Annotated in this window: 10 protein-coding genes; 5 read left to right on the top strand and 5 right to left on the bottom strand. The window is 62.0% G+C overall.

Annotated elements, in window-relative coordinates:
* Positions 1-191: 191 nt before the first annotated feature.
* From PMX70_RS00680 to PMX70_RS00660, 5 genes are all read left to right on the top strand, one after another.
* On the top strand, positions 192-3,527 hold the full coding sequence (locus tag PMX70_RS00680) for a CAP domain-containing protein (RefSeq protein WP_271742501.1): 3,336 nt from the start codon (positions 192-194) through the stop codon (positions 3,525-3,527).
* A gap of 334 nt (positions 3,528-3,861) precedes the next feature.
* Positions 3,862-6,201 (top strand): heavy metal translocating P-type ATPase, encoded by a 2,340-nt coding sequence (locus PMX70_RS00675; RefSeq protein ID WP_271742500.1) that lies wholly within the window; start codon positions 3,862-3,864, stop codon positions 6,199-6,201.
* A gap of 147 nt (positions 6,202-6,348) precedes the next feature.
* On the top strand, positions 6,349-6,570 hold the full coding sequence (locus PMX70_RS00670; RefSeq protein ID WP_055251893.1) for a heavy-metal-associated domain-containing protein: 222 nt from the start codon (positions 6,349-6,351) through the stop codon (positions 6,568-6,570).
* Between the two features lie 41 nt (positions 6,571-6,611).
* Positions 6,612-6,881, top strand: coding sequence for a metal-sensing transcriptional repressor (locus tag PMX70_RS00665; protein WP_231501630.1), 270 nt, complete (start codon positions 6,612-6,614; stop codon positions 6,879-6,881).
* A 147-nt stretch (positions 6,882-7,028) separates the two neighbouring features.
* On the top strand, positions 7,029-7,502 hold the full coding sequence (locus PMX70_RS00660) for a hypothetical protein (RefSeq protein WP_271742499.1): 474 nt from the start codon (positions 7,029-7,031) through the stop codon (positions 7,500-7,502).
* Between the two features lie 133 nt (positions 7,503-7,635).
* On the opposite strand, the gene PMX70_RS00655 is transcribed toward PMX70_RS00660, so the two are convergent.
* The 5 genes from PMX70_RS00655 to gltB all read right to left on the bottom strand — a co-directional run bounded on the left by PMX70_RS00655 (position 7,636) and on the right by gltB (position 17,985).
* Positions 7,636-9,006 (bottom strand): amidohydrolase family protein, encoded by a 1,371-nt coding sequence (locus tag PMX70_RS00655; protein WP_232049562.1) that lies wholly within the window; start codon positions 9,004-9,006, stop codon positions 7,636-7,638.
* A gap of 248 nt (positions 9,007-9,254) precedes the next feature.
* Positions 9,255-10,379: a hypothetical protein gene (locus PMX70_RS00650; protein WP_271742498.1), complete on the bottom strand. Its 1,125-nt coding sequence runs from the start codon at positions 10,377-10,379 to the stop codon at positions 9,255-9,257.
* Positions 10,380-10,656: 277 nt separating this feature from the next.
* Complete coding sequence (locus tag PMX70_RS00645) at positions 10,657-11,364, bottom strand: hypothetical protein (protein ID WP_271742497.1); 708 nt, start codon at positions 11,362-11,364, stop codon at positions 10,657-10,659.
* Positions 11,365-11,788: 424 nt separating this feature from the next.
* Positions 11,789-13,270, bottom strand: coding sequence for a glutamate synthase subunit beta (locus PMX70_RS00640; protein WP_271742496.1), 1,482 nt, complete (start codon positions 13,268-13,270; stop codon positions 11,789-11,791).
* 5 nt (positions 13,271-13,275) lie between these two features.
* The gene (gene gltB / locus PMX70_RS00635) at positions 13,276-17,985 is read right to left on the bottom strand and encodes a glutamate synthase large subunit (protein ID WP_271742495.1); all 4,710 of its coding nucleotides are present in this window, start codon (positions 17,983-17,985) and stop codon (positions 13,276-13,278) included.
* Positions 17,986-18,157: the final 172 nt, after the last annotated feature.

The raw sequence follows: 18,157 nt of genomic DNA, 5'->3' as shown, positions 1-18,157 counted from the left end.
TCTGTAACATTAGCTCGGCAGATACAGGCCTAGATGTTACAGAACGAGACATTAGCTTGCCGAGAACTTCGCCTCATAAATGTGACTCAAGTGTGTCGACATTTCCTTGCCAATGTTGCGCAACAGGAACCCTTTCGGCGGTTGTAACGTACAAATTGTCATAGGTACCCCTTCAACGATTGGGAGAAGAAATGGCAAAGTACGCACCTAAACACTTGGAAGTCTCAGGCGTCGCCGAGCCTCGCCCCACATTCTCGGGCCACAAGGCAACACGACTCGCCGTCACCGCGGCAACCACCATCGCTATGACTGGCTCGTCGCTGCTCGCGCCGTTCTCGGCATTTGCCAACGATGCGAGTGACACCACGGCACAGGACGCGATCATGTCCCCGCTTGCTGTCCACGCCGGCGAGGCGGCAGGTTCCGCAGTAAAGACAAACGCCCAGAAGATTGCCGACTTGCAGGCTGCAATCGACGCCGCAAAGGCTGCCGAGGCAGACGCCAAATCCGACTACGACACGGCAGCTGCCCCCTATACCGAAAAGCAGGCGGCCCGCGACAACACACAAAGCACCTATGACGCCTCCGCCTCCGATAATTCGCAGGCAGAGGCCGCCGCGCGTGCCGAATATGCTCGCCAGCTCGATGAAAGCGTCAAGGCGGCCGACAGCGCCAGTGCCACGCTGAAGGATGCCCAAGGAAAGCTCGATGCAGCCAAGACCGATGCCGAGGACAAGTCGAAGGCCCTTGATGCCGCGAAGCAGGCGGCAGCTGATGCGCAGGCAAAGCTCGAGGCAGCCCAGAAGGCAGCCGTCAACGCAACGCCGGAGGAAATCAAGGTCGCCGAGCAGGCTGCCGCAGATGCGCAGGCCGCTCTGGACCAAGCAAAGGCTGCGAAGGCCACTGCCGATTCCGCGCTCGCCGACGCTCAGCAGGCTCAGAGCGCCGCGCAGAGCGCTTACGACGAAGCGGCAGGTACGCTGGCTTCCGCTCAGCAGGAAAAGACCGCCGCGGATGGTAAGGTAGTCGCAGCACAGACAGCGCATGACAGCGCACAAGCCGATTTGGCGGCCGCAAAGGCAGGCGCCGAGGGCCCGGAGTATGACGCCGCCCAAGCAAAGGTCGATGCTGCCCAAAGCGCACTCGACCAGGCGAAGCAGCAGCAGGCGGCTGCCGAAGCAGGCCTTTCTAAGGCAAATAGCGACGTTGCATCCAAGCAGGACGCCCTCACCGGTGCCGAAAGCGAGCTCGAAGCCAAGAAGCAGACAGTCGCAGCAGCCGAAAATGATGTAACGGCAGCCCAGACGAAAGCCGATGCGGCGCAATCGGAGTTGACCTCGGCAAAGCAGGCACATGCTACCGAACTGGAGAAGGCAAAGGCCGCTCAGAAACAAGTCGACCAGGCAAAAGCCGAGAAGGAGCAGGCAGACAAGGCGCTCGAAACTGCCAAGGCAAACCAGGCGGCCGCCGATCAAGCCGTTGTCGATGCACAGAAAGCATACGATACGTGCAAGGCAGCAACCGATAAGGCAACGACGGCGGAGGCGCAGAGCGTCATCGGCTTCTACCAGTTCATCGGTGCCAATGACGCTGCAAACATCATCTATAGGCAGAGCGATAAAAACCCAACGACCATTGGCGATAAAAAAGACGGCACGTCACTCGACAACGCCAAGCTTTCGTTTGGCAAGCTGCGCGAAATTAATGAATATCGCAAAAGCGTCGGCCTTAGCGAGCTTAAGGTGACGGCAGAGCAAATGGCAATCGCTCAGTCTGATTCCAATTACTCCGACGCAACGAAGGGGCACTCAGACTATGCCGGATTTGAAAATGCCGCTTGGAACTTCAGCACTAAAGAAAACATCGCGCACCAATGGGTTGATGGCGAAAAGAAAATATTTGACGATGCTGCAGCGAAAGCCGGCCTTGGCAACGTTGCCCCCAAAGATGCTTGGAAGACTTTCTGGAGTCACGGTACCGAATTCGGAGCCCAAGGCGTGGGTTTTGGCACCATCGGCCACTATTTGAATATCGTACAGCCTGACGCCAAAACCATGGGATACGGCATCAACTCGCGCGGAACCCTTTGGCCGTATGTGTTCGTCTTGGAGATCGACAACAATTACGGTTCGTACGAGAAAGAATACTCGATCGATGAACTCGAGAATCTCTTTGATCAGTATCAGCTAAACCTCTCCAAGGCCAGCGACAACCTTGCCGCCGCGAAAGCAAATCTCGAGCAAAATCGCAGCACGGCGGCATCGAAAGCCGATGCCGTAAAGGCAGCTGAAACCCTCGTCGCTCAAAAGCAGAAAGGCATTGTTGCCGCGAATAGCGACCTTGCCGCCAAGAACGACAGCACAGCAAGTGCCGCCGCCGCTGTTGCCCTAGCAAGGCAGAATCTCGCCAAGGCAAACGGAAAAGTTGCCGAAGCCGAAGACCAGGTCAAAGCCGCCCAAAGCAACGTGGCGACCGCAGAGCAGGTCGTCAACCAGAAGCGCGCCGAGCTTAAGGCATCGAAAGAGCAAGCCGCTCAGAGTCAGAAGAAGGTTGATGACGCCAAGGCAGAGACTCTCGTAAAGCAGCAGGCTCTGCAAGATGCAAAGAAGGAACTTGCCAAGTATTCAGCCGATGTTGCTGCGGCTCAGGAGAAAGCCGACAAGGCCCATCAGGCGCTTGATGAAGCCACGGCAGCCCAGACGTCTGCCCAGAGCGCTCTCGAAAAGGCGAAGCTCGACGAGGCTGCCAAAAAGCAGGCCCTCGACACCGCGAAGGACAACGCCGAGGCCAAGGCGGCGACCGCGGGGCACGCTGCGAGCGATCTGACCACGGCGAAAAACGACTTTGCTTCAAAGAAGGCCCGTGCCGACGCCCTGAGCAATGCAGCCGATAATCTTGCCACCGCCGAGGCGGCCAAGAAGGAGGCCGACGCAGCAGTTACCGATGCCGGAGTCGCCCTTAGCACGGCAAATGATGCCATCGCGAACGCCGAGCAGGCGGTCGAGAATTCTCAGGCCGCATCGGACGCCGCTGCTGCTACTCTCGGAAAGCTCAAGTCCATCAACGTCGAAAACGGCATTGCTACTGGCTCTGACGCAAACGCGAACGATACGCTCAATGCCCTCTTTGCCAAGTGCGTCGCCGCCAAGCAGGCAGAACATAACGCAAAGGCCGCACTTGATGCCGCTCAGGCAGACCTTGATGCTGCGACGCCAGCCTACACCGCGGCTCTCAACGGTTACAACGAGGCGAAGGCAAAACGCGTAGCCGCCGAGCAAGCCCTGAAGGACGAGATCGCCCGCCAGGAGCAAGAGGCGGCGAAGGTCGAGCAGGCCAAGATCACACAGGCTGCCGCTAAGCCGGTTACTGGAAAGCCGCCTGCCGGCAACGCCAAGACGGCCGCCAACTCGACACTTCCCACCACAGGCGACAATGCTGCGCTCGCCGGTGAGACGTTTGTCATCGGAGGTGTCGTGCTCGTAGCCGCCGGCGTCTTTCTGACTGACAAGAAGCGTCGTCAGGAGTAAGGATTTCGGGAGGACGGCTTCTCCTCCCTCCCACCGCTTCGCAAACCCTGCCTAACATGCGCCGGGACGTTTACCACACGGGCGCCCCGGCGTTTTACGTTGTATGGCCGGGGCATCTGCTCCGAGATTGTCTCGATCTGTAACATCTAGCAGGCAAACCGGTCCAGATGTTACAGATCGAGATGTTTGGCAGGGACGGTCCATCGGCCAACCATCCATCTTCATCTGTAATGAAATCTCATATATTTTTCTGCACTGGACACCCCCAGGGGGTATGGGTGTATAGTATCGGTTGGTTAACATTTCCGACACTACGTCACAGAAAGGAGAAGCCATGGCTCAAGATAAATTCGATGTGGGCGGCATGACGTGTGCCGCTTGCCAGGCGCACGTAGACCGCGCCGTGAGCAAGCTCGACGGCGTCGAGAGCGTCGCGGTCAATCTGCTCGCCGGCTCCATGATGGTCGACTATGACCCCGCGCAGGTCACTCCCGACGACATCTGCACCGCCGTCGATCGCGCTGGCTACTCGGCCTCACCCGTCAGCACGGGCACCGACGCCGCCCAAAGCAGCAGTACGCAAGCCAGGTCCGGCGCCGCCCATATGGAGTCGCCCACCAAAAAACTGGAGGCCGCCGCCTCTGCCATGCGCACTCGTCTCATCGTCTCAATCGTATTCCTCATCCCGCTGTTCTACATAGGCATGGGGCACATGCTTGGCTGGCCGCTGCCCGGCGTCTTCACCGACCATACCCACAGCATGACGCTCGCCCTCACCGAGCTCGTCCTGCTCATCCCCATCGTCTATGTCAACGACGCGTACTTTATCAACGGGTTTAAATCGCTCGCGCACGGCGCGCCCACCATGGACGCCCTCATCGCCGTGGGCGCCACCGCCTCCATCGCCCGGTCGCTCTACGCCATGTTCATCATGGCCGACCAGTTAGCCGCGGGTCAGGTCCACGAGGCCATGATGACGGGCATGGACAATCTGTATTTTGAGAGCGCAGGCACGATCCTGTCGCTCGTCACCGTGGGCAAATACCTCGAGACGCGCAGCAAGTCCAAAACCGGCGGCGCTATCGAGGCGCTGATCGACCTGGCGCCCAAGACCGCGACCGTCGTGGCAGAGGACGGCAGCGAGACCACCGTCGACGTCGACAGCATCCTTCCCGGCCAGATCCTGCGCGTACGCCCCGGCGAGTCCATCCCCGTCGATGGCGTGGTGCTCGAGGGCAGCTCGGCCGTGGACGAGAGCGCGCTGACCGGCGAGTCCATCCCCGTGGAAAAGACCGCCGGTGACACCGTCAACGCCGCCACCGTCAACCGCACCGGCTCGTTTACCTTCCGCGCCACGCGTGTGGGTGCCGAGACATCGCTCGCCAAGATCATCAAGCTTGTCGAGGACGCCAACGCCACCAAGGCGCCCATCGCCCGCATGGCCGACAAGGTCGCCGGCGTGTTCGTGCCCGTGGTGTTCGTGATCTCGACCGTGACCTTCTTGGCGTGGATGACACTGACCGGAAGCGTCAACGAAGCGCTCACCTCCGCCGTCGCTGTGCTGGTGATCAGCTGTCCGTGTGCACTCGGCCTAGCCACGCCCGTCGCCATTATGGTGGGCACCGGCAAGGGCGCCGAGATGGGCATTCTGTTTAAGAGCGCCGAAGCGCTGGAGAATCTGCGCAGCGTGGGCACGGTGGTGCTCGATAAGACGGGCACGGTCACCCGCGGCAAGCCTGCCGTGACCGATATCGTGGTAGCCACGCGTGCTGACGGCTCGCGCGCCATGAGCGAAAAGGCGCTGCTCAAGCTGGCCGCCGCGTTGGAGCGCTCAAGCGAGCACCCGCTGGCCGAGGCGATTATGGCCGAGTGCGAGGCGCGCGGAATTGTCGCGCGCATGGTCGAGGACTTTGCCGCCGTGCCCGGTCGTGGCGTTACGGCGCGCGAGGGACAAAATGTCATCGCAGCCGGCAACGTGCGTCTGATGGACGAGCTGGGCGTTACCGTGCCCGCGGGCCTTGCCGAACAGCTCGCCGCCGAAGGCAAGACACCGCTGTTCTTTGCCAAGAACAGCGAGCTTGTCGGTACCATCGCCGTGGCTGACGAGGTCAAAGAGACGAGCGCCGAGGCCATCGCCGCGCTGCGTTCGCTCGGCGTCGACGTGCGCATGCTCACCGGCGACAACCGCGTGACGGCCGAGGCCATCGCCCGCCGCGTGGGGCTGAGCAGCGAACAGGTCATCGCCGACGTCCTCCCCGCCGACAAGGAGCGCCACGTGCGCGAACTGCAGGATGCGGGCAGCAAGGTCGCCATGGTGGGCGACGGCATCAACGACTCCCCCGCCCTGGCGCGCGCCGACGTGGGCCTTGCTATCGGCACCGGCGCCGACATCGCCAAGGAGGGCGCCGACGTGGTACTCATGCGCAGCGATCTCATGGACGTCGCCCGTGCCATCGAGCTGTCACGTGCCACAATCCGCAACATCAAGCAGGACCTGTTCTGGGCGCTGTTCTACAACGGCATCGGCATTCCGCTGGCGGCGGGCGTGTTCTTCCCCCTCACCGGTTGGCAGCTCTCGCCGATGTTCGGCGCCGCGGCCATGAGCCTGTCGAGCGTGTGCGTCGTAAGCAATGCCCTGCGCCTGCGAACTTTTAGATCCAAAGTGGCAAAATAGGCTCACCATTAAGTCCATTTAGAACGGGTTTTCCAGGTGCCCGAGATTGACCTGAAAGAGGAGCGACGCGTACTTTGGTACGCGAGCGACGGTTTGAAGGTCAAGGTCGGGTGCCTAGGAAAGCCGACACAACAGAGAGGAATATCCATGCGTTTCACAATTAAGACTTCCGGCCTTATGTGCGGCCACTGCGACGCCACCGTCGAGACGGCGTTGCTCAACGTGGCCGGCGTGACCGACGCCGACGCCGATCACGAAACCCAGACCGTCCAGGTGGAGTGCGCCGACACCGTGACCGCCGAGCAGCTCGCCGCCGCCGTCGAGGGCGCCGGCGAGAAGTTCCACGCCCTGTCCGTAACCGCCGCGTAACGACCCACGCGCACCCCGACCAGAAACGAGGACCCGCCATGATGGCAGACCATAAATCGGTGACCCGCATGCTCAAGACGGCACGCGGTCAGATCGACGGCATCCTGCGGATGGTCGAGGAGGACCGCTACTGCGTCGATATTTCCACGCAGCTCATGGCAACGCAGGCGCTCATTGCGCGCATCAACGCCGACGTGCTCAAGGCGCATATCGAGGGTTGCGTGACCTCGGCAATCGAATCGGGCGACGAAGACCTCAAAGCCGCCAAGCTCGCCGAGATCGAACGCGTCGTCGACAAGCTCTCCAAGTAATTGGGGGCATTGGGGGCAGACTGCTTTGCACCATCTTGGTGTATCGGGGACAGGTACGTTTGCACCACCTTGGTGCAGATTAACCTGTCCCCCTTGCTCTAAATCGGGTATAAAGGCGTGCAGCATATCGAACGAAAGGCAATTTGCATGAATGACTTTATGAAGGGTCGCAATGGCGCTGACGAGCTCACCATCGTAATGGGTTTTGCTGGCATCATCATCGCGATGATCGGATCGATCGCCCGCATCCAGTGGCTCAGCTGGATCGCCATCGCCGTCATCGTGATTGGCGTGCTGCGCGGCCTGTCCAAAAACATCGACGCACGTCGCAAGGAGAACGAGGCCTTTGTCGCCGCGACCGCGAACGTCCCCGGCTTGGGCAAGTTCGTCGCCAGCTTGGGCGGTGGAACTGCAGCGGCCAGCACCTCACGCGCAGCCGGCACCAGTAAGGAAGACTTTGAGCGTGCCAAGCGCACGGCCAAGAAGATGTGGAAGGGTCGCAAGACCACGGCATACCTCAAGTGCCCCAACTGCGGCCAGATGCTCTCCGTCCCCAAGGGCAAAGGCAAGATCCGCGTCACCTGCCCCAAGTGCCACGCCAAGATGGAAACCCGCTCCTAGCGCCCGCACGCGGGACAAATTAATCAGGTTTGTTTGTCCCAAATCTTAAGTATTTGTTCGATTAAAAAGCCGAGGCCTCGTGTTGAGACCTCGGCTTTTTGTATGCGGCAACGGAGCTGCACCTTTGTCACACCTACGCCACGCCGTCGCGGGCCAGCTCCTCAGCCAGCGCTTCGGCAGGCATGGCCATAATCGCGTCGAGCTCGGCGTCCACCTCGGGAATACGCTTCACCTTGAGCTTGCGTACCAGATCACCGCGACACATCACATGCGTCGGCTCACGCAGAGTGCACAGGTCATCGAGCGGATTCTTGCGCGTCACCAGGATATCGGCGGCCTTGCCGCACTCGATCGTACCGGTCTCGCCGCCCAGCCCCAGGAGCTCGGCATTGACCTGCGTGGCCGTATGCAGCGCAAAGGCGTTGCTCACGCCCACGTACTTGGCAAAATAGGCCACCTCGCGCCACATGTCGTACTGCGTCACGAACGGGCAGCTTGAGTCCGTGCCCAAGCCCACCTTAACGCCGGCATCCAGCGCCGCACGAGCACTCTCGATAATGCCCGAGCACACGATGTCGCCGTTCTTCTTTTGCGTGTCAGTCGAATGGGTCTTCTCCGGATCGAGCAACACAAACGGCAGCGCCGGGCTGATAGTGCAGGTAACGCTGGGCGCACGTCCCTCGAGCTGCGTGCCCGCGGCGCCACGGTACAGCTCCAGGATCTCGGGCGTCATCGGGGCACCGTGCTCGATCGTGTCGACCCCGGCCTCAAGCGCGGCCTTCACGCCCTCGGTGCTCTCGACATGAGCCATAACCGGCAGGCCCACCTCGTGCGCCGCCTTGCACGCCGCCGCGGCAACCTCCACCGGCATACGCAGCACGCCCGGCTCGCCCACCTCGGTCGCATCGAACACACCGCCCGTTACGAACAGCTTAATGACGTCGGCGCCGCGCGCATACAGGTCTCGCACCTGCTCGGCTGCCTCGACGGGGCTGTTGGCCACCTGGGCGAACAAGCCCGCGCCATGGCCGCCCGGCACCGTGACGCCCGTTCCCGGCGCCACCAGGCGCGGACCCTGATACTTGCCGGCGTCGATAGCGTCGCGCACGGCAATGTCGGCAAACAACGGGTCGCCCGCGCCGCGCACCGTGGTCACGCCGCTTGCCAGCTGCTGCTGGGCACTGCCCTTGAGGATGCGGCAGACGATGGCACGGCCCACGGGATTATCGAGTTTCTTCATCAGCGCTCCCGCATCGCCGGCCGAGACAGGCTTGCCCGAGCCGCACAGGTGCACGTGCATATTGATGAGACCGGGCATGAGATACGCACCACCCAGGTCGATAACCTCGGCACCTGCAGGCGCCTGCGCCACAGCACTCGGCCCCATCCAGGTGATGACGCCGCGCTCAACAGTCACGGCCATATCGGGTTGCGGCTCCATATGTTCCGAACCATCCAGAATGGTCGCATTGATAAACAACGTGGAACGATCGGCAGATGCCATATCGAGCTCCTCCCTCACGATTAACTTGAACATTTGTCCATTATCGCCCAGTCCCGCCGGATTGCCGCAGACGCATCGGTTAACGGAAGGAAGAGGGGATGTGGGGGGACGGAATACGTTGCAGTCCCACCCCGGCGACACCAGGGAAATGTCTCGATCTGTAACAAGTACAGGGTTATTGGGCCCCTTGATGCTACAGATCAAGACATTCGGTCGACGTTTCGCCGGTTTGTCTCGATCTGTAACAATTACGAGCTCAAACAGCCTCTAACCGTTACGGATCGAGACAAAACCTCTCGGCGCCCATACCACTGGCATCTCCACTCCTCAGCCAATTCAACCTGCCGAGGAATACCCGCCAGCCTCATTTTCTCGACCAGCTTCCCCGGGTCTTTGAGTTCATCAAACGTAAACCGAAGCACCTTATGCCCGAGCATTGTCAGATGAGATTCCCGCTGACGCTCTGCCACGAATGGGTCGACCGACTCCCGACCCTCGCTGTTCTGCAAGGTGTACTTCCCCTTTCCGTCGAGCTCGCCGATGACACATGTCCCGTCCTCGAGCCGCCAAAAATAGTCGACGCGAAACACTTGGCTCTGATCAAGCGGGTCGCGAAACTCCACCTGCAACTCTGGCACCGGAAAACCGTATGCAATAAAGAACGCCCGAAAGCGAGACTCGCCGCCGTTTTCGGACAAGCCGTCCGCATATGACGCAATCACTTGCGCCCTGCGATACCCGCGCCTGCCCTCGCAATCGGAGCGGAGACACTCGCACAGGTCATCGCGCGATACGCCCCTTGCCCTCAATGCAGAATCGGCAATCGCCAACCCGTAGGAGAACGGCGCACGCAGCAAGCAATCCTCCACCGTGCGCCAAAACGACGTCGCCTGCACGCCGTCGACTTGTTCAAGTGCGCCCGCCGCCTGCGGACGCAACAGCCGACATCCTGCACTCAGCGGCACCGAGCAACCTGTCATAACAAGATATCGTGGCCCAAGCAGATCATTCGGCACCTCCAGACCCCACAAAAGTGCCGCGTCATAACCCCAAAACGCCCAATCGGGATGAAACTCTGCAAGCCCTTTGATGGTACGCAGCGCTCGCTCCGCCGGCGTCAGTACACCCCAATCATGTTGAAAGCAGAACAAATACGGCTCGGGCTCCGCAATATCATCGGTTCCCACATGACGCCGTAGCCACATGAGCTCGGCATTGTCATGCGTTGCGAGCAGCGCACCTTGCTCGGTCGCCTCCGTGAGTCGCGCGAGCATCCTATTCCGCGCCAACGTGTTGCGAGTCGTATGCTTGTGCTTGAAAACGGTATTAGGCACTTCCATCACCACCACATCGGACAAATGGACCATCGTCACCGTTGCCTCCGCCGACAAACGTCTTGATCTGTAACAAGAAGACCGATTTTTGGACTGTAGATGTTACAGATTGAGACATTCCCCCAGCCAGGTGACAAACGTCTCGATCCGTAACAGTAAGACGTTCTCCAGACCCCTAAACGTTACAGATTGAGACAAACCAGCGGCGCCCAAGCATTCGTCTCGATCCGTAACAGGTAGACCGGTTTTTTGTCCCCAAACGTTACAGATCGAGACATAAAGGCAGAAGGCGAGGCAGGCGACAACCGCCCATCCCCTACTCCCATTCTTGCTCGTAAATATTGAGCGACTTTACGTAACGCCCCTGGGCGCCCATGATGTCGCGGACCAGACGCAAGAAGAAGCTGATGCACGAGGTGTCAAAGCCGTCCTGCAGGTCCTCGGGATGCACCGCACCCGGCCCGTCGACCGCCGTGTCGTTCAGGCGCGCGATGTCATACAGGTAGAGCTGTCCCGCCGTAAGCCAGACATCGTCGACGCAGGCGAGGCGCACCGCAATCGCGCCGTCGTTCCAATGCTCCTTCCGCACGATATGCGGGTCGTAGACATCAAAGCGATGATCGGTGCGCGTGTCCTTCAGCACGACCATGCCGGACGCAGGATTCTTGTCCAAAATGCCAAAGCGCGAGAAATACTGCGTGTCGCGTACCTGCTCGAGCCGCTTGAGCGAGGCAGGCGAAAGCGATGCCGGCGGCTCGTCAACATATAGCTCGAGCAGCGTTTTGCCATGGCGATAGGGGCGCTCGAAGAGCAGCCAATCGGTAAACGCCATGTTGTAGGCCATGATTTCGTTTTGAGAAGGCCCCTCGCAATAGCTGAGCCACGGGTCGACAATGACTTCGAACTGTTCGCGCGCCGGCTCCAGGAATTGAAACTTCCGCAGCATCCAAAAGTGAGCCATGTCGGCAATATCGTTGCCGACGGCTTCAGCCAGCTCTGCTCGGTCAAAAGCGTGGTCAGTCATGGCATCCTCCTCAAACTGATGGACCTCAATTTGAGCTTACGAGGAGGGTGGGCAGCCACGACCAGCGCGGGCAAAATAGGCCTCCGACTGCAAACCAGATGCTGACCAAACACTTGACGAAAAGCTTGACCGAAAATGTGCACCGCAACAAAACCGCAGGCAAACATAGACGGCCAACCCGCCCTTTTGAGCCAGATGCCTGCAGCCACCACAGAAACAACAGGTGACCACAGCCCAAGAAGTCGACAAATGAACACCCGCACGTCGACAAACGCGCAAACTGCTCGCAAATCCGCAAGGAGTGTCCCCGAATGCCGGCACAAAAGGAACGTCCCTAACTGTCGGCACTTAGGGACGTTCCTTTTGTGCCGGCAGTTAGGGACAGCCCTTGCCGATTCGATTGTTGAATATCTCCGTGACTACTTTACAGTTCCAGTGCCTCGGCGACTTCGGCTGCGCAGGCCAGGGCATCGGCCATGGCACTCACCACGAGCGAGCTGCCGTTGCGGGCATCACCCGCCACATACACCGGCGCGGCATCCGCGGCGACGCCCTCCGTGCGAGCCGCGAGATGCGAGCCCTCGGCAGCCATCACCGGCAGCGGACGACCAGCGGTGGCAACAGGCACGCTCACCGCATCGAACACACCGTACTCCGGACCCGTAAAGCCACAGGCGATGAGCACCAGCTGCGCCGGCACCTCGTGCTCGGAGCCCGCAATGCGTTCGGGCTTGCCGGCCGACCAATCCAGATCGACCACGCGCAGACCCGCAGCCGCGCCCTTCTTGTCCAGCAGCACCTCGAGCGTGTCCACGCCCCAAGCGCGCATCTCGCCGCCCATGGCAGCGATAGCCTCCTGCTGGCCGTAGTCGGTCTTCTTCACGTTGGGCCACTGCGGCCAGGGGTTGCCTGCCGCGCGCTTATCGGGCGCAGCCGGCAAGAACTCAAACTGGCGCACGCTGCGCGCGCCCTGACGCACGGCGGTACCCACGCAGTCGTTTCCAGTATCGCCACCGCCAATGACCACGACGTCCAGGCCGCGCGCGTTCACCGCGGGCTTGCCGCCATCGAGCACCGAGACGGTCGAAGCCGTCAGGTAGTCCACGGCATACACCACGCCCGGGGCATCAATGTTCGCAGCCGAAAGTCCACGCGGAGCACGGGCGCCGGCAGCCACCACGGCGGCGTCAAAGTCGTCGAGCCTGGCGGTAACCTTGGGATCGCTCACGTCGGCGCCCAGCTCGAACACAATACCCAGCTCGCGCATGAGCGCCACACGACGCTCGACCACAGACTTCTCGAGCTTCATGTTGGGAATGCCGTACATGAGTAGGCCGCCGGGGCGGTCGGCGCGCTCAAACACCGTCACGCGGGCACCGCGACGTGCAAGCTCCCATGCTGCCACCAGGCCAGCCGGGCCGGAACCAACCACGGCGACCGAGGGCGCGTCCTCCCCTGCCGGCTCAAAGCGACGTGGGCCGCCGTTGGCCCACTCATGGTCGCTGATCGCACGCTCGTTATCGTGAATCGTCGTGGGTTGGCCGTCGACCGAGCCCAGGTTGCACGCGGCCTCGCACAGTGCCGGGCACACGCGGCTCGTGAACTCAGGCATGGGCGAGGTGAGCGACAGGCGCTCGGCAGCCTCATCCCAGCGGCCGCGGTACACCAGCTCGTTCCACTCGGGAATCAAGTTGTGCAGCGGGCAGCCGCTCGGACGTGCCTTGCCAAAGCTCGCGCCCATCTGGCAAAACGCCACGCCGCACATCATGCAGCGGCTCGCCTGGACGCGACGTGCGTCGTCATCGAGCTCCACATACAGGGGATCAAAATCATGACTGCGCTCCTCCACGGGACGCAGCTCGTGGGTCACGCGATCGATATCAAGAAAAGCACCGGGCTTACCCATGGCACTTACGCCTCCTTCTTGGTCGAAGCAACAGGGCTGGCAGCCACGGACGCAGCGCCCGCAGCACCGCCCGCAGCACCGCCCGCAGCATCGAAGCGAGCGACATCCGCAGCGCTCGCGCGACCGGTCACGATGTCAAACGCCAGCTCCTCTGCCTGCGCATGCGTCTTGCCGACGGCCTCGGCGGCGGCGACAATCGCCAGCACACGCTCGTACTCGGTCGGAATGACCTTCACGAAGTGCTTGCTCATCGTCTCAAAGCTGTAGAGCAGCTTGATGCCGCGCGGGCTCTGCGTCGCGTCCACGTGCTCTTGGATGAGCTCGCGAATCTGTGCCAGCTCGCCGGCCGTCGGGGCCTTGAGCTCAACGCTCTCGTGGTTCACGCGGGCATCGAGCGTGCCGTACTGGTCAAAGACATAGGCCACGCCGCCCGTCATACCGGCGGCGAAGTTCTGCCCGACCTCACCCAGGATAAGCGCCAGACCGCCCGTCATGTACTCGCAGCCATGGTTGCCGCAGCCCTCGACCACCACGGTGGCACCGGAGTTGCGTACGCCAAAGCGCTGGCCGGCCAGGCCGTTGATGAAGCCACGGCCGCTCGTGGCGCCAAAGAACGCAACGTTGCCCACGATGATGTTTTCGTCGAACTTATAGGTCGCATGCGGGTTGGGGCGCACCGACACCTCGCCGCCCGAAAGGCCTTTGCCAAAGTAGTCGTTGGCGTCGCCGCACACGTTGAGCGTAATGCCGCGCGGCAGGAAGGCGCCAAAGCTCTGACCGGCCGATCCATCGCAATCGATGGTGATGGAGCCGGCGGGCAGGCCCTCGGGATGTGCCTTGGTCACCGCGTTACCCAGGATGGTGCCCACGCAACGGTTGACGTTGGCGATATCAGCGCGGAAGCGAATCGGACGCAAGTGGGCACGGGCATCGGCCGTATAGGGCACGAACAGCGTGGAGTCGAGCGTCTTGTCGAGCTCGCTGTCCGCGGCCATCTGCGGCAGGAAGTGGCGACCGTCGGCACCCGGGATATGGGCACCGAACTCGCAGGTCGCGCTCGCCAGCACGGGCGACAGATCGAGCAGGTTGGCCTTACGGTTGCCCGGGACCTCAATCTGGCGCAAGCACTCGGGATGGCCGACCATCTCGTCGACGGTGCGGAAGCCCAGGCTCGCCATGACCTCGCGCAGTTGCTCGGCAACAAAGAGCATAAAGTGCTCAACGTGCTCGGGCTTGCCGCGGAAGCCGCGACGCAGGCGGCAGTTTTGCGTAGCGATGCCGGCCGGGCAGGTATCCTGCTGGCAGTCGCGTTGCATGAGGCAACCCATCGAGATGAGCGGCATGGTCGCAAAGCCAAACTCCTCGGCGCCCAGCAGGCAGGCGACAGCAACATCGGTGCCGTCCATGAGCTTGCCGTCGGCCTCGAGCACCACGCGCGAGCGCAGGCCGTTTTGCAGCAGCGTCTGCTGAGCCTCGGCAAGGCCAAGCTCCAGCGGCAGACCGGCGTGCCAGATCGAATCGCGCGCAGCGGCACCCGAGCCGCCATTGTGGCCGCTGATCAAAATCTTGTCGGCAGCACCCTTGGCAACACCAGTGGCGATGGTGCCGACACCAGCCTCGCTGACCAGCTTGACCGACACGCGCGCACCGGGGTTGGCGTTCTTAAGGTCGAAGATCAGCTCGGCCAGGTCTTCGATGGAGTAGATGTCGTGATGCGGCGGAGGCGAGATCAGGCCGATGCCGGGCGTGGACTGACGGACCTCGGCAATCCAGGGGTAGACCTTCTTGCCGGGCAGGTGGCCACCCTCGCCGGGCTTGGCGCCCTGGGCCATCTTGATCTGAATCTCGAAGGCGCTGCACAGGTAGCGGCTCGTCACGCCAAAGCGCGCACTTGCCACCTGCTTGATCGCGGAGTTCTTGGAATCACCGTTAGCCAGCGGGGTCTCGCGACGCGGATCCTCACCGCCCTCGCCCGAGTTGGAACGGCCGTGCAGGCGGTTCATGGCGATGGCCATGCACTCGTGTGCTTCCTTGCTGATGGAGCCGTACGACATGGCGCCGGTGTTAAAGCGGCGGACGATGTTGAGCGCGGGCTCGACCTCGTCGAGCGAAACCGGCGTGCGGCCGCTGGCATCAAAGTCGAGCAAGTCGCGCAGACGCACGGCACGGCCGGTGCGGTGCAGGCGGGCGCTGTACTCCTTAAAGGTGTCGTAGCTGTCCTCACGGCAGGCGGTCTGCAGCAGGTAGACGGTCTGGGGGTCGATGAGGTGTTCCTCGCCGCCGAGCGGGCGCCACTTGGTCAGGCCCAGCGTGGGCAGCTGATCGGGAGCCGGGCTCTTAAGGATAGCGAGCGCGGCGTCGTAGCGCTCGTTTTGCTCGCGTTCAACGTCCTCGACACCCATACCGCCCACACGGCTCACCGTGCCGGCAAAGTACGCGTTGACGAACTCCGGCGTAAAGCCCACGGCTTCGAAGATCTGCGCCGAATGGTAGCTCTGCACCGTGGAGATGCCCATCTTGGACATGATGGAGACGATGCCGGCGGTCGCAGCCTTGTTGTAGTTGGCGATGCCCTGCTCGGCCGTCACGTCCAGGTCGCCGCGTGCCGCCAGATCGCGGATGCACGCATGTGCGTTGTACGGATAGATGCCGCTCGCGGAGTAGCCCACCAGTGCCGCAAAGTCGTGCGGGGACACGGCGTCACCGCACTCCACCACGATGTCGGCAAAAGTACGAACGCCGGCGCGGATCAGGTGGTTGTGCACGCAGCCCACGGCGAGCAGCGACGGCACGGGCACCTCGCCCGCAGCGGCACGATCGCTCAACACCACAATGTTCACGCCGTCGCGGACCGCAGCCTCAACGTCCTCGGCAAGCTGTTTGAGCGCAGCCTGCAGCGCGCCCTCGCCGGCATCGCGGCGGTAGACGGCACGGAAACGACGGGTCTTAAAGCCAACACGGTCGATGGCACAGATATGCTCGAACTCTTCCTCGTTGAGCAATGGGCGCTCCAAGCGCACCAGCTGACAGGCCGTGCGGGAATCCTCGAGCAGGTTGCCGTGGTTGCCCAGGTAGAGCGTGGTCGAAGTCACCATGTGCTCGCGCAGGGCATCGATCGGAGGATTCGTGACCTGAGCGAACAGCTGATAGAAGTAGTCAAAGAACGAACGCGTCTTCTTGGACAGGCAGGCCAACGGCGCATCGATACCCATCGAGGCGAGCGGGGCCTTGCCCTGCTGGGCCATGGGGCGCACGACCTCGTCAGCATCATCCCAGTGATAGCCGAGCTTGGCCATGCGCACGGCGGCGGGCACCTCGGCATCCTCGGCGGGCGCGGGCGCGGCGGGCTCATCGAGCGCGTCGATAGTCAGCGTCTCCTCGGCAATCCAGTCGCGGTAGGGCTTTTCCTTGGCATAGCGGGCGCGCAGCTCGTCGTTGTAGATTACGCGGCCGCGAGCAAAATCGACCTCGAGCATCTGGCCCGGTCCCAAGCAGCCGCTCGTCAGGATGTTCTCGGGGCTCACCTCGATGGTGCCCACCTCGCTTGCCAGCATAAAACGACCGTCGCGCGTCACATAATAGCGGGCGGGACGCAGGCCGTTACGGTCGAGGGCGGCGCCCAGGGTACGGCCATCGGTAAAGGCGATAGCGGCAGGACCGTCCCACGGCTCCATGAGCATGGACTGGTAAGCGTCGTAGGCGCGGCGTTCCTCACCCAGGTTGTCGTTGTGGTCCCATGGCTCGGGCAGCAACATAGACGCGGCACGCGTGAGCGGACGGCCGTTCATGACCAGGAACTCAAGCACGTTGTCCAGAATCGCGGAATCGGAGCCCTCGCGGTTGATGATGGGCATCACGCGCTCAAGATCGTGCTGCAGCACGGGGCTGTACAGGTTGGGCTCGCGGGCGCGGACCCAGTTGACGTTGCCCTTGAGGGTGTTAATCTCGCCGTTGTGGATGATAAAGCGGTTGGGGTGCGCACGCTCCCAGCTGGGCGTGGTGTTGGTGGAGTAGCGCGAGTGGACGAGCGCCACGGCCGTTTTGACGGCGGCATCGTTGAGGTCGATGAAGAAGCGGCGCATCTGCGTGGCGACGAGCATGCCCTTGTACACGATAGTGCGCGAGCTCATGGAGCACACGTAGAAGATCTTGTCTCGCAGGGCAAACTCGGCGTCGGCCTTCTTCTCGATGGTGCGGCGGCACACGTACAGGCGGCGCTCGAAGGCGTCACCTGCCGGCGTGTCGTCGGGGCGGCCCAGGAAGGCCTGCAGGATAGTAGGCATGCAGGCGCGGGCCGTCTCGCCCAGGTCGTGCGGGTCGACCGGCACCTCGCGCCAAAAGAGCAGCGGCACGCCGGCCTCGGCGCAGCCCTCCTCAAACACGCGGCGGGCATCCTCTACGCCCTTGTCGTCCTGCGGGAAGAACAGCATGGCCACGCCATAGTCGCCCTCTGCCGGCAGAATCTGGCCGCACTTTTGAGCCTCTTTACGAAAAAAGTGATGCGGAACCTGGAACAGGATACCGGCGCCATCGCCGGTGTTCTTCTCGAGGCCCGTGCCGCCGCGGTGCTCCAAGTTGACCAGAATGGACAGCGCGTCGTCCAGAATCTGGTGATGGCGCTCACCATTGATATCGGCAAGCGCGCCGATGCCGCATGCATCGTGGTCGAATTCTGGGCGATAAAGGCCCTGCTGCTGAGCGGAATCTGCCTGCATCGCGATCCTCCCCTAGATATTTAGACAGTCAGTTGACTAGGCATACTAAGAGCATCGCCGGCCCGCTGTGTTTCCCGCCCGTTTCGAAACAATCGCGTAACGCACACCTTACGAGTGGGTACCGCCGACCTCAAGGGCGACAACATAGGCCCCAAGTTCGGCCTGCAAACTC

Source organism: Collinsella aerofaciens (assembly GCF_028206795.1).
GTDB lineage: Bacteria > Actinomycetota > Coriobacteriia > Coriobacteriales > Coriobacteriaceae > Collinsella > Collinsella aerofaciens_AX.
This window is presented reverse-complemented; position numbering and strand designations above follow the sequence as displayed.

What these genes read in the sequence shown, in the direction of transcription:
- PMX70_RS00680 (WP_271742501.1), top strand. Translation starts at nt 192, where the DNA reads ATGGCAAAGTACGCACCTAAACACTTGGAAGTCTCAGGCGTCGCCGAG.
- PMX70_RS00675 (WP_271742500.1), top strand. Translation starts at nt 3,862, where the DNA reads ATGGCTCAAGATAAATTCGATGTGGGCGGCATGACGTGTGCCGCTTGC.
- PMX70_RS00670 (WP_055251893.1), top strand. Translation starts at nt 6,349, where the DNA reads ATGCGTTTCACAATTAAGACTTCCGGCCTTATGTGCGGCCACTGCGAC.
- PMX70_RS00665 (WP_231501630.1), top strand. Translation starts at nt 6,612, where the DNA reads ATGGCAGACCATAAATCGGTGACCCGCATGCTCAAGACGGCACGCGGT.
- PMX70_RS00660 (WP_271742499.1), top strand. Translation starts at nt 7,029, where the DNA reads ATGAATGACTTTATGAAGGGTCGCAATGGCGCTGACGAGCTCACCATC.
- PMX70_RS00655 (WP_232049562.1), bottom strand. Translation starts at nt 9,006, where the DNA reads ATGGCATCTGCCGATCGTTCCACGTTGTTTATCAATGCGACCATTCTG.
- PMX70_RS00645 (WP_271742497.1), bottom strand. Translation starts at nt 11,364, where the DNA reads ATGACTGACCACGCTTTTGACCGAGCAGAGCTGGCTGAAGCCGTCGGC.
- PMX70_RS00640 (WP_271742496.1), bottom strand. Translation starts at nt 13,270, where the DNA reads ATGGGTAAGCCCGGTGCTTTTCTTGATATCGATCGCGTGACCCACGAG.
- gltB (WP_271742495.1), bottom strand. Translation starts at nt 17,985, where the DNA reads ATGCAGGCAGATTCCGCTCAGCAGCAGGGCCTTTATCGCCCAGAATTC.